Source organism: Christensenellaceae bacterium 44-20 (genome assembly GCA_041223705.1).
GTDB lineage: Bacteria > Bacillota > Clostridia > Christensenellales > Christensenellaceae > QANA01.
In genome coordinates, this window is the sequence record JBCLQU010000001.1 from 641198 (window position 1) to 654110 (window position 12913).

General features: G+C 55.0%; 11 protein-coding genes. 2 read left to right on the forward strand and 9 right to left on the reverse strand.

From position 1 onward, the window contains the following. Positions 1 to 231 precede the first annotated feature (231 nt). Both AALG83_03450 and AALG83_03455 read left to right on the forward strand, forming a co-directional pair. Positions 232 to 1305, forward strand: coding sequence for an undecaprenyldiphospho-muramoylpentapeptide beta-N-acetylglucosaminyltransferase (locus AALG83_03450; GenBank protein ID MEY8382205.1), 1074 nt, complete (start codon positions 232 to 234; stop codon positions 1303 to 1305). Then, on the forward strand, positions 1305 to 2846 hold the full coding sequence (locus AALG83_03455; protein MEY8382206.1) for a methyltransferase: 1542 nt from the start codon (positions 1305 to 1307) through the stop codon (positions 2844 to 2846). The genes AALG83_03450 and AALG83_03455 overlap by 1 nt, the downstream gene beginning before the upstream one ends. On the opposite strand, the gene AALG83_03460 is transcribed toward AALG83_03455, so the two are convergent. The 9 genes from AALG83_03460 to AALG83_03500 form a co-directional block, all read right to left on the reverse strand. Further along, on the reverse strand, positions 2836 to 3285 hold the full coding sequence (locus tag AALG83_03460; GenBank protein ID MEY8382207.1) for a hypothetical protein: 450 nt from the start codon (positions 3283 to 3285) through the stop codon (positions 2836 to 2838). The two genes, AALG83_03455 and AALG83_03460, sit on opposite strands and share 11 nt — an antisense overlap. Before the next feature lie 38 nt (positions 3286 to 3323). Then, positions 3324 to 3773 carry a TIGR04086 family membrane protein gene (locus AALG83_03465; protein MEY8382208.1) on the reverse strand — a complete coding sequence of 150 codons (450 nt, stop codon included), beginning with the start codon at positions 3771 to 3773 and terminating at the stop codon, positions 3324 to 3326. Between the two features lie 93 nt (positions 3774 to 3866). Next, on the reverse strand, positions 3867 to 4178 hold the full coding sequence (yajC, locus tag AALG83_03470) for a preprotein translocase subunit YajC (protein ID MEY8382209.1): 312 nt from the start codon (positions 4176 to 4178) through the stop codon (positions 3867 to 3869). Positions 4179 to 4254: 76 nt separating this feature from the next. Further along, positions 4255 to 5361 (reverse strand): tRNA guanosine(34) transglycosylase Tgt, encoded by a 1107-nt coding sequence (gene tgt, locus AALG83_03475; protein MEY8382210.1) that lies wholly within the window; start codon positions 5359 to 5361, stop codon positions 4255 to 4257. Between the two features lie 151 nt (positions 5362 to 5512). After that, positions 5513 to 6772: a putative peptidoglycan glycosyltransferase FtsW gene (locus AALG83_03480; GenBank protein ID MEY8382211.1), complete on the reverse strand. Its 1260-nt coding sequence runs from the start codon at positions 6770 to 6772 to the stop codon at positions 5513 to 5515. Positions 6773 to 6777: 5 nt separating this feature from the next. Continuing rightward, positions 6778 to 8136 (reverse strand): UDP-N-acetylmuramoyl-L-alanine--D-glutamate ligase, encoded by a 1359-nt coding sequence (gene murD / locus AALG83_03485; protein ID MEY8382212.1) that lies wholly within the window; start codon positions 8134 to 8136, stop codon positions 6778 to 6780. Between the two features lie 75 nt (positions 8137 to 8211). Next, on the reverse strand, positions 8212 to 9186 hold the full coding sequence (gene mraY / locus AALG83_03490; GenBank protein MEY8382213.1) for a phospho-N-acetylmuramoyl-pentapeptide-transferase: 975 nt from the start codon (positions 9184 to 9186) through the stop codon (positions 8212 to 8214). Positions 9187 to 9352: 166 nt separating this feature from the next. Beyond that, positions 9353 to 10792 carry a UDP-N-acetylmuramoyl-L-alanyl-D-glutamate--2,6-diaminopimelate ligase gene (locus tag AALG83_03495; GenBank protein ID MEY8382214.1) on the reverse strand — a complete coding sequence of 480 codons (1440 nt, stop codon included), beginning with the start codon at positions 10790 to 10792 and terminating at the stop codon, positions 9353 to 9355. Positions 10793 to 10814: 22 nt separating this feature from the next. After that, a complete protein-coding gene (locus AALG83_03500; protein ID MEY8382215.1) occupies positions 10815 to 12899 on the reverse strand; it encodes a penicillin-binding transpeptidase domain-containing protein in 2085 nt (694 codons plus the stop codon). Between the last annotated feature and the right edge of the window lie 14 nt (positions 12900 to 12913).

Genomic DNA, 12913 nt, shown 5'->3' on the forward strand with positions numbered 1-12913 from the left:
TCCATGCGTTTGCAGGATCTCCTCTGGCTGCTCCCTGCCCTTTTGGGCGGGCAAGCGCCAAAGGCGTGCGATCCAAGATAGAATCATTTTCCATTCTCACTTTCTTATTATCTTACCATCATAGGCCTATCTCTTCAAGAAACAGATGTAACAGATTTGTTTTTCTTCGAATATATGATATTATAGATTTTAGGCAAAATTCGCGGCTTTATGCGCAGTTAGGTGGCTAATATGAGCAAGAAAATCGTTTTGACGGGCGGAGGCACGGCCGGGCATGTCAACCCGAACCTGGCGCTTGTCCCTCTTTTAAAAGAGCACGGCTTTGAAATCTCCTACATAGGCTCGCAAAAGGGCATTGAAAAAGAGATCATTGAGAGATCCGATCTCCCCTTTTACGGCATTTCTTCCGGCAAGCTGCGCCGGTATTTCAGCTGGGAAAACTTTTCGGACATCTTTAGAATCCTGAAGGGATATTCCCAGTCTAAAAAAATCCTCAAAAAACTGCGCCCGGATATTCTGTTTTCCAAAGGCGGCTATGTGAGCGTCCCGGTGGTCTTTGCGGCAAACCGCATGAAGATCCCGGTGGTCATCCACGAGAGCGACTACACCCCCGGCCTGGCCAACCGGCTCTGCATTCCAAAGGCAAAGCGGGTATGCGTCTCGTTTGAGGCGGCATGCAAGCATATCCCTGAGGAAAAATGCGTCAAAACGGGCTCGCCCGTGCGCGCGGAGCTCTTTGGCGGCAGCCGGGAAGCCGGGCTTGCCCGCCTGGGCTTTTCGGGCCAAAAACCCGTGCTTCTCATCATGGGCGGCAGCCTTGGGGCGCTGGCCGTCAACGAGGCTGTGGACGAAATCTTGGATGCACTGCTGGAGAAGTTCGACATCGTCCATATTCGCGGCGCGGAAAAGCTCAACCCGGCGCTAAACGGCAAAGCGGGCTACGCGCAGTTTGAATACGTTACAGACGAACTGCCGGATCTTTTCGCGGCGGCAGATCTCATGCTCTCCCGCTCGGGCGCCAACGCTATTTTTGAGATTCTGGCGCTCTGCATTCCGGCGCTGCTCATTCCCCTGCCGCTGGAGGCCAGCCGCGGAGACCAGATTCTAAACGCCAACTACTTTGCCGGAAAAGGATTTTCCCTGGTGCTCCAGCAAAACGATATTACGCCGCAGGTTCTGCTGAGCAAAATTGAGGAGCTGGCAGAGCAGAGCGAAACACTAAAGAAAAATATGAGAGAAAGCGGAATCCAGAATGGCGCGCAAAACGTCGCCCAGGTGATTTTCGCCGTATCGGAAGGAAAATAATGCAGGATATTATTGAAGTCATTCAAAAGACAGCCGAAGATTCTCCCCGGGCCCGCAAGGAGGCGCTTCTTGCTCTGGCGGATAACGCCGGAGTTGGCAGGATGTTCCATCATCTGCTGGCCGGGCAGGAAACCCGGGCAATTTTGCGCGCACTCTGCGATCTCAGCACAGACCGCGCGTGCAGGGAGCGCATCGCGCACTATGCCAAAATCCATCAGGAGCCTTTTACTGCGCTGCTTTTTTGCGCGGACCCCAAACTGCGCAAAAATATGGCACTGCTGCTCGGCCGGCTGGATGCCGCGCTGTATGCGCCGGTTTTGCTGCGCGCCTTAGAGGAGGAAGAGACGGATTTCGTCAAGCCCTCCATTTTGCTGGCTTTGGGCAATGCCAAGGGCTCGCCCGAAGTGCTTTTAGCACTGCAAAATTTCGAAATTCCCGGCGGAGAGGATAAGAACCTGCGGGAGCAGCGCATTGCAAAGCAAAAGGCGCTGGCCAGCCTATCCCCCAAAAAGCAAGTGGCGCGGCCCATCGTCATGGAAAAGCCCGTGCGGGCAATCGTGAGCTGCCCCAACGCCAGAGTAACACTCTCGGAGCTTTCCGCTCTGGGCTATTCCTGCTCTGCCTTTGACGAGCTGGACGGGCACCTGATGCTGGAAAACATCACAAAATTCCCCAGCCTCTATGCCGCCCGGACGTTCTATGAAGCCGGCATCTATTTTGCCTCCTTCTCTTCCCTGCAAGCCGCCGTCAACGCGGCAAAGACCAGGGTTTTCCTGGCGCTCATCAAAAATATCTACGGGACGCTGAACCTCGGCTACCGCGTGGATGCTCCGGGCGAGGCTTTTTCGGAAAAGGAGCGCAAGGCCGCGGCGGCGCAGATCATGGATGCGCTCTCAGCGACTCCCCTTTGCAACAGCCCTTCCGCCTATGACTTTGAGATTCGGCTGCTGAAAGGCAAGCGCAGCATCATCGTCGCGCTCTATCCCGGCTCGCGTCTGGACGGGCGCTTCTACTACCGTGCAAACGCCATCAGCGCTTCCATTCACCCGGCAGTCGCCGCTTCCTGCGTCCGCTTTATTTTGGGCTATACCCGCCCCAGCGCGGATGTTCTGGACTGTTTCTGCGGCTCTGGCACCATGCTGTTCGAGCGGGCCATGCTGCCCTATGCCTCGCTGACGGGCACGGATATTTCTGCCCAGGCATTGCGGGCCGCCCGGGGCAACGAGCGCATCGCCAAAACCGGCGCGCACTTTCTCATCAAAAACGCGGCTAAGCCATTTGAGCAGAAATACGACGAGATTATCACCAACATGCCCTTTGGACTGCGCGTTTCCAGCCACAAGGAAAACCTCGCGCTTTACCGGGCGTTTCTGGAAAACCTTCCGGGCATGTTAAAGCCAGACGGCCACGCTTTTCTCTTTACACATGAAAAGAAGCTCCTGCGTGAGCTTCTTTCGGAAAAATTTGATTTGGTTGCGCACGCCAATTTCTCCGCCGGCGGCCTGTATCCGACGCTTTTTGTGCTAAAGCCTAAGCGTTGAGATACCGCTTATAGATGCTTTTCTGCTCATCCTGCATTTGGAAGAGTTCCTGCACCAGCTGGCGCGCACTTTCAGAGGCATTGGGATATGCTTTTTCACAGCCTTGCAGCTGATCTTCTCCCATATCGAAGCCTTTGAGCACGATGCGCGCCATCTCGGCAGGGGAATTGTTGAAAAACGCTTTGACGGAGACCGTCCACCAGTCTCTTAGGCGCATGGCCTTGGAAATGCGCCTGGGCTTGCCGCCCAGCGTTAAAATCGCCCGGGCAGCCTTGCGGTCGATCTCCTCATATTTCCCAATCGTGCGGCGAATTTCGCCCGAGAGTTGCAAGCTTGCGCTCTTTCTGGCAATGCATTCCAGAGAATTGACTGCGATGCGCGTGCCCGTCAAAATTTTATCATATAGTTTTAGCGTATCTTCTCTATCGATTCCTTCCATACGAAACCTCCTTTTTTGAGGCTAGTATGGCTCATTTCTTATCTTTTAGCCGCTCTTGCCGGCTTTTTTTGTTTGACGAAAATTTTGGAAAAAATCATCGCTGTCAGCATCCCAATGACGACGCCCATGGCGAGATCAGCCAAAAGCTGGGAAAAGCTGCCCCACTGCCCCTCGATCAGGGAAAACGCGCCAAAGCCAAAGAGCACATAAAGCGCCCCGGCAAGAGCGCCCGTCAAGATCTTATTCTGCTCGGCGCCGCTGGTTGCGATAAAGGCAGTAATAAAAATAGCCACAACCTTCACCGCCTGGTTGACTGCGGCGATTGCCCCGTCCGAAAGCCCAAACTGCTTGACGATAATCGCCAAAACAAGAACGGAGAGCACCGTTACGATCAGGCCGAAAATGGCCCCTTTGACTGCTTTTCCCACGGCAAGTTTCCCGCCGCCGTTTGCGCCCCTCTTTTGGGCAGCTGCTTTTGAACTAGGCATATATACTAACTCCTTTTTTGCTGTGATTGGTAGACTATATGCAAAAAGAAGTGTATGTATGCAAAAAGGCACCCATCGCTGGATGCCTTTTTCTTATTTTTTCTCTGACAGTTCTTCGTTCTCAACATCTGCCGCTTCCACCGTGGAAACCGCGCCTTTGGCAAAGACGATTTTGGCTCTTTCCGGGCCGGTTTCGATGGTGATGAGATCCTCTTTCACCGCGACAACCTTGCCGTAGATTCCGCCGATGGTCTTGATATTATCGCCGACTTTGATGCCTGCCAGCATCTCCTGAATTTTCTTATCCCGCTTTTTCTGGGGGATGACCATAACGAGAATCATCGCCACGGCGAGAAGGATCATTGGCACAAAAGAGCCAATCGATTGCATGAATTGTTCCGACATACAGATTACATCCTTTCAAAATATGGAAGAAAATCACTTTTCAACCTTTTCATCATAATATACCTGGGCCTGCGCGTCAATACCCAAGCTGCGCCATCATCTGCTCTTTATATTCCGGGAAATAGCCGCCCAGAATGGAATTGCGGATGTTTTCCATCAGCTTGAGCGAAAAATGGATATTGTGAATGGAGAGCAGCGCGCCGCCCAGAATCTCCCCTGCCTTGATCAGATGCCGCAGATAGGCCCGGCTGAAGTTGCGGCAGGTATAGCAATCACAGTCGCCATCCAGCGGCGCAAAATCTCTGGCATAGGCCGCATTTCGCACGACAACCTTGCCTTTGCTGGTCAGCGCTGTTCCCATGCGGGCCGTTCTGGTTTGCAGCACGCAGTCGAACATATCCACCCCGCGCTGGACTCCCTCAAAGAAGCAATCCGGCGTGCCCACGCCCATCAGATAGCGCGGCTTGTGCTTATCAAGATGCGGCGTAACGACTTCCAGCATCTCATACATCATCTCTTTGGGCTCGCCCACCGACAGCCCGCCGATGGCGTTGCCCGGGAAATCCATGGCATTGATGGCTTTTGCGCTCTCCTCGCGCAAATCTGCATACATGCTTCCCTGCACGATCCCGAAAAGCGCCTGATGCGCATTTGTCTTTGCGACTTTGCACCGCTCCGCCCAGCGGTGCGTCCGCTCCATGGAGTGCTTGGCATATTCATACTCTGCGGGATACGGGCAGCACTCATCCAGGGCCATGATGATATCTGCCCCGAGATCCTGCTCGATTTGCATGACCTTTTCGGGCGTCAGCATATGCCGGCTGCCATCCAGGTGGCTGCGGAACTCTGCGCCCTCTTCCGTCAGCTTGCGCATCTCCCCCAGGCTGAACACCTGAAAGCCGCCGCTGTCCGTCAGAATGGGCTTATCCCAGTGCATGAACTGGTGCAGGCCGCCCGCCTCTTTGACGAGCTGCTCTCCCGGCCGCAAATATAGGTGATAGGTATTTGCCAAAATGATCTGCGCGCCTGCCTCCCTCACTTGCTCGGGCGTCAGGGCTTTGACCGTCGCCTGCGTGCCCACAGGCATATAAATGGGCGTTTTGATATCGCCGTGCGGCGTATGCAAAACACCTGCTCTTGCCCCGGTTTTCGGGCACTCTTTGATGAGTTCAAATTCAAACATCGCTCTCTCCGTTCTCTCTGCTATCTGGCTCGCCTTATTATAGCAGATTTTTCTTCTCCTGAACAGCAGAATTTGCCTGCCCCGGTTTGGGCCAAAAGAAAGAGCGCCGGCGGCTATTTTGCCCTTCCAGCGCTCTTCTCTCTGCTGCCGCTCATTTCGCGGCGGCTTCCTCCTCTTTTTTGCGCGGCGCAATGCCCGCTTTTTTTGCCGGAACATTGGCATGGCCCTGCCTTGAGACATTGAGCACGACGCCCACCATGCTCATAAACATCAAAATACCCGAGCCGCCATAACTGATAAAAGGCAAAACGACGCCCGTCGCCGGCAAAAGCGAAGTGTTGACGCCGATATTTAGGACAACCTGAATCGCGATCATCGCGACGGCTCCCGTCGCCAGAAGCATGCCCGTCAGATCCCTCGCGCGCATAGCCGCGACGATGCCCCGCCAAATGAGGATGGCAAACAGCGCCAGGATGACCAGGCATCCCACGAACCCGAGCTCCTCCGCGATGATGGCAAAGATAAAGTCGGATTCCCGATAAGGCAAATACAGCATTTTCTGCATACTGTTGCCCAGGCCGCGGCCAAAGAAGCCGCCGGCGCCAAAGGAATAGAGCGACTGCTTGACCTGCCAGCTGGACATTGGGTCTTTAAAGGCATCCAGACGATCTGCGCGGTAATCTGCCTGCGTTACCAAAAGCACAGCCGCAATGCCTACCACGCCGATAATCGCCCCAAGATGCGTGAGCTTTGCCCCGCCCACATACAGCATACACATGACCAGCGCCACGATGCACATGATAGCCGAGAAGTTCGGCTGTTTATAAATAATCGCGCAGACGACCAGCAGGATCGCCAGAAACGGCAGCAGGCCGTAGGTAAAATACTGCATCTTCTTTGGCTTTTTCCCGATGGAGCAGGAGATGAAGACGATGAGCGCAACCTTCATGATCTCGGAGGGCTGAATGCTGATGCCCACGTTGATCCACCGCCTGGAGCCGTTGATATTTACACCAATACCCGGCACAAAAACCAGCGCCAGCGTGATGACGCCGAAAACCAGAATCGCCCAATAGGGCTTGATCCATTTAAACGGAGCCAGCCATTTATGCTTTTGATAGGGCAGCTCCAGAAAATAGTGATAATCGAAGAACATGAAAAACAGCATGAGCAGCGCCCCAATGGCCACGCAGATAAACTGCTTGAGAAAATAGTAAGCACTGGATTCCCCGCTCACTTCTGCCACATAGTAGCTGGAAGAATAGACCATCACAAGACCGATGCAGAGCAAAAGCACCAGAGAGACGATCATCGTATAGTCGAATGTCTGCTTATAGCGCACTTTGCGCTTTCTCTGCGTTTTCTGGGGCTCCTGCCCCCGGCCGCGCATGGGAATCACATTATCACTCAATTTACTTACTCCTTAAAGCCATGAACAATCTGCTTAAAAACTTCGCCGCGCTGCTCGAAATTATCGAACATATCCCAGCTGGCGCACGCCGGCGAGAGCAGCACGCACCCGCCCTTGGGCGCAAGATCCCGCGCCAGAAGCACCGCCTGCTCGAAGGTCTGCGCCGTATGGACGGCGGCATAGCCGGCATCCTCTGCGGCCTTCAAAATCTTCTGTTTGGTCGCCCCCAGCACTACGATGCCCACGATATGCTCCGTAAACGCCGCGAACATCTCATCAAAGGTATTCTGCTTATCATAGCCGCCCAGGATGAGGACGGTCGGCGCCGTCATGGTCTGGATTGCCTTGATGGTGGAATCTGGGTTGGTTCCCTTGGAATCGTTGATATAGCGCACGCCTGCCACTTCCCGCACGAACTCGATGCGGTGCTCCACGCCCGGGAATGTGCGCAGCGTATGCGCGATAGACTGGGGCGGAATGCCCATGCACATGGCCAGGCACACGGCAGCCAGGGCATTTTCCAGGTTGTGCGGGCCGGGGATGCGCACATCCGCCGCCGGACAAATCTCCTGCTCCTGCCCGTTCATTCTAAATACTATGCTTCCGTTTTTTAAATATGCGCCCTCTGCAACTTCCCTCTTTCTGCTGAACAGGAGAACCCGGCTATGCAGAGCAGGGATGCGCTCTGCCGTCAGCGGATCGTCCAGGTTCATCACGGCGAAGTCTTCCATCGTCTGGTTCTCAAATTCGCGCATCTTGCAATCGCCGTAGTATTCCATCGTGCCAAAGCGGTTTAGATGATCTTCCGTGATATTCAAAAGCGCGGCCGCTCTTGGATGGAACTGATCGATGGTCTCCAGCTGCAGCGCGGCGACTTCCGCCACAATCACATCCCCCGGTTTGGTCTCCAGCGAGCGATCGCAGATGGGAATGCCGATGTTGCCCAGCGTATAAGTGCTCCGGCCGGCATCCGAGAAAATCTGGCCGGTGAGCGCGGTAGTGGTGGTTTTGCCGTTCGTGCCGCTGATGCAGACGAAATCTGCCTGGGCCGTCTGATAGCCCAGCTCAATTTCCGAGATGACGGGCTTGCCCTGCTGTTCGGCCTGCTGGATAAAAGGCTGTTTGACGGGCACACCCGGGCTCAGCACCAGCATATCTGCTTCCGAGGCGACGCTGACCGGATCTTCCCCCAGCCGGTTCTCTGCCCCGGCATCAAAGAGCGCCTCTATACCCTCAAAAGCATCCGCCTTCTTTTGATCGTAAAGCAAAACCTGCGCACCCAGCCTGAGCAGCAGCCGAGCCGCCGAAAAGCCGCTCTTTGCCATGCCCACTACCATCACTTTTTTATTTGAAACTTCTATCATGCTCTATACTCCCCCGCGGCGCCCAAAAGGCGCGCAAGCAAACTTTTCTCTTCTGTTGCAATCGGAAACGCAAAATTAGCTGACCATGAGCAGCGTCAGCAAGCAAAAGACAACTGTAATAATCGCGTAGACACAGACGATCTTGGTCTCGTGCACGCCGGAAAGCTCAAAATGATGATGCAGCGGCGCCATTTTAAAGATGCGCTTGCCGCCCCGCAGCTTATAGCTGCCCACCTGCAAAATGCAGGAAACGCTGGAGACGACATACATAATGCCCATGATCGGGAGCAAAAGCTGAAGCCTGGAGACAATGCCCATCATGGTCAGCGCGCCGCCCAAGAAAAAGGAGCCGACGTCCCCCATAAACACTTTTGCCGGAAACGCATTATAGCGCAGAAAGCCCAGGATTGCGCCCGTGAGCGCGGCGGCGAAGATCGCCATATCCTCTCCCCAGACCGTCTGATCCAGCATGGGCAGGAAGATGAGGGTAAACGCGGCGGCATTCGCCAGGGTGACGCTTCCCGCAAGGCCATCCAGGCCATCCGTCAGGTTGACGCTGTTGGTCATGGCGATGATGGCAAACATGGTAAAGGGAATATACCAAAGCCCCAGATCCCAATAGGTATCCAGAATCGGGACATACAGTTTGGATCCAATGGCAGGGTTTTTATACGCATAGACGGCGACCAGCGCCGCGAACACGACCTGCGCGACAATTTTCTGATACGGGCGCAACCCCAGCGAGCGGTGCTTGAGCACCTTGATCAGATCGTCGATAAAGCCGATGAGGCCAAAAGCCGTCGCTCCAATGACAGCAAACCACAGGTAGCTGCCCGTCTCTGCCAAAAAGAAAGCTGCCGCGACCAGAACGCCGAGCGTGATGAAAATTCCGCCCATAGTCGGCGTCCCTGCCTTTTTCAAATGGCTCTGCGGGCCATCTTCCCGGATGGACTGCCCCGCTTTCAGCTTTTGCAGCACGGGGATCAGGAAATGGCCGCAGCCCAGGGCGGCTACAAACCCGATCAAAACGGCAAATATGACTTGATGCATCTCAAACATACCTCTTCTTCTGACGATTTTCTCGGCACTATGCTGGGATGCAGAAGAGCCAAGCGCACCCCCATGACAAAAACTCCTGCAAGCCAGCCAAAGCTTTGCCTCAGCTCACGCCGCGAGGTTATAATACCATGTTTATAAAGCAAGTTCAACCGCGCAGCTACCGGCCGAGTTCATCCAGTATTTGCGCGACGATCACCTTTTCATCAAATGGGAAATGCTGCCCGCAGATTTCCTGGTAATCCTCATGCCCCTTGCCCGCCAAAATGATGACATCGCCCTTTTGGGCATGCTCCAGGGCGTAGTGAATTGCCGAGCGCCGATCTTCCACGACAATGTGATTCTCTTTTTTCATTCCGGCGAGAATTTGTTCGATAATCGCGCCCGGCTGTTCAAACCGCGGGTTATCCGATGTAACGATGACAAAATCTGCCAGCCGCTCGGCAATCTCGCCCATCATGGGCCGCTTGCCGGCATCCCGGTTGCCGCCGCACCCGAAGATGCAGACCAGCCTCCCTTTGCAGAAGCCGCGCGCTGTTTTGAGCGTGCTCTCCAGGCTATCCGGCTTATGCGCATAATCCAAAATGATACTATAATCCCCGCCGCGGGTGTCCAGACGCTCAAAGCGCCCGGGAACAGCTGAAACAGATTCAATCCCTTGCTTGATGCTGATCATGTCCACCCCCAGCATGAAGCTCACCGTAATGGCCGCCAGGGCATTATAGACGCTGAACATTCCCGGCGTTTGCAGCAAAATTGGGAGCTGCGTCCCCTCCTTTGCCATGATAAAACGGCTGCCCGCGCTCCCAAGCTCGATTCCCTTTGCGGCCACGTTGGCCTTGCTCTGGATGCCGTAGGTCTGCACCTGCCCGGCCGCGGCCGCGATCATGGCCTCGCCATAGGGATCGTCTGCGTTGACGGCGCTGTTCTGCGCATTGGCAAACAGGATGGCCTTGGCATCCCGGTAATGCTCAAAGTCTCCGTGAAAATCCAGGTGATCCTGGGTCAGGTTCGTGAAGATTGCGCCCTGGAACCGGATCCCATAGACGCGCTTTAAATAAAGCGAATGCGAGGAAACCTCCATCACGACGGTATCGATGCCTGCCCTCAGCATATCTGCCAGCAGTTTTTGCAGATCCGGCGCTTCGGGCGTAGTGCGCTCGGCCGGAATCACCTGATCGCCTATCACATTGACGATGGTTCCCATGAGGCCGACTTTGCTGCCCTCATGCTCGAAAATGCTCTTGAGCAGGTAGGTCGTGGAGGTTTTGCCGCTGGTGCCCGTTACGCCGACCATGCGCAGTTTTTCCGCCGGATGGCCATAAAAAGCCGCGGAGATCAGCGCCATCGCCGCTCTGTCGTCTTTGACGACGACCTGCGTAACCGGCAGATCCTGCCTTTGCGTTACAACCAGGCAGACTGCGCCCGCCTCACAGGCGCTCTTTGCATATTGATGGCCATCGCTCTGATAGCCTTTGATGCAGAAAAACAGATAGCCCTTTTGGACTTTTCGGGAATCATAGGCAATCCCCTCAATCTCGATCTGCTCTTCGCCAAAAATATCACATTCTATTCCTGCCAGAAGATCTTTTAGCTTCATGCCTCTTCCTTCTTTCTTTTGCTTAGCCGCAGGTAACCGTGATAATCTCGCCTGCTGCGGCTCTCTCACTTGCTTTCGGATTTTGAGACTGCACAACGCCGCTCTCATTGCCCGAAACTCTGATCTCAAAGCCATGTTCTTTCGCCGCTTTATATGCTTCCAGGAGCGTTTTCCCGCTCAGATCCGGGATGGCAGCCGCCTCATTGGATGCCGCACCCGAATTGCCATAGAGATCGATGCTGATGCCCTTTGCAGCCTTTGTTCCCGCCGAAGGCGACTGCGCCGCGACATTGCCGCTTCCAAAGCTGGCCGACGCGAAGCCGTATTCCTGCGCTTTCTGCGCGGCCTCTGCCATGCCCATTCCGGAGAAATCCGGAACTTCGACGAGTGTATCGATGGGCTCTGTCGGCACGACGTTGGCATATTTCAGGCATTTTTCCAACACATCTTTGGCAAACGGCGCCGCGACAACGCTGCCGTATGTAACCGGAACGCCCGGCTCTCTGACGATAAACAGCACCAAAAACTGCGGATCCTCCACCGGCGCAAAGCCCAGGAAGGACGAGATGTTCTTGCCCTGCACGATGACGCCGTTCTCATACATCTGCGCTGTGCCCGTCTTGCCGCCTACCCGGTAGCCTGGGATCTGCGCGTTCTTGCCGCCGCCGTTTGCGACGACGCTCTCCAGAACACCGCGCATGGTTGCGGAAGTCTCTTCGGAAATGACGCGCTTGCCTTCAGGCGCATCAAAACTCTCCACCATCTCCCCCGCGCTGTTCTGAACGCCAATAGCAAGCCGCGGCTGATAGAGCACGCCGCCGTTGACCACCGCGCAGGCCGCCGTCGCCAGCTGCAACGGCGTGCAGGCGATGGACTGCCCAAAGCCGATGCGGGCGAGATCCACGTTTTTGATATATTTGGCCGCCCGGATGATGCCCGAGCCGTCCGTCGAGAAATCTACTCCGGTGTTCTTTCCAAAGCCGAAGTTGTAGATATATTCGTAAAATTGATCCGTCCCCATGCGCAGAGCCATTTCCATGAACGCCGGGTTGCAGGAGTTTTCCACCGCCTGCGTCAGCGTCTGGTGGCCATGCGGCCGGCCGCTGCGCCAGCATTTGATGCGCTCGCCATCCACAATTTTAGCGCCGGCGCATTCGAACGTCGTCTCGGTATTGATGGTTCCGCTGTCCAGCGCGGCCGCTGTGGTGATGATCTTAAAAGTGGAGCCGGGCTCATAGGCGTCTGTGATGATCGTATTGCGTGAAAGAGACGCCAGCGTCTCCAGATCGCTTCGATCCAGGTTGTTCAGATCCGCCTCCGGATAGTTGACCATGCCGAGAATTTCGCCGTTCTTGGGGTTCATGACGATGGCGCACACGCTCTTTGCCTGATTGACCTCCATCGCCTCTTTGGCGGCCGATTCCAGGAAGTTTTGGATATACGCATCCAGCGTGAGCACGAGGCTCAGCCCTTCCTGCGGCTCGATGTACATCTGCTCGCTTCCCTCTATCGTCTGCCCCATGGCGTCTACCTGAGCCAGAATCGTCCCGGCATATCCAGCGAGATATTTATTGTATTTTTTCTCCAGGCCTTCCTGCCCTTCTCCGTCCATCGTCGTATAGCCCAGCACCTGGCTCATAAACGCCCCGGAAGGATAAAAGCGCTTGATATCCGCAAAAAAGCCGATGCCTTTGAGATCCAGCGCGCGAATCTGCTCTGCCTGCTCCTGGGTGATCTGGCGCTTGAGCCAAGCTTCGACTTTGGATTTGTCGCTGGCGATCTCGAAGATCTTCTGCTCATCCATCCCCAGAATGGGCGCCAGCAGATTGGCAACCTCGCCCGGATCCTTAATATCTTTCGGGTAGAGCAGCACGCTTTCCACCGTCGCGCTGGCCGCCAGCACTTCGCCGTTCCGATCTAAAATAGAGCCTCTCTTCGGGGCGACCGAGAGCTCCCTTGTCCATTGGCTCTCCGCTTTATCCGAAAGATCGGCTGCATCAAAGAACATCAGCTGCATGAGTTTGCCCACGATGACGAGCATGAAAAACATCGCGAAGTAAAACAGCAGTGTCAACCTTTTTTTATTTGATATGTTGGTGCCTGCCAATGGCTGTTCCTCCC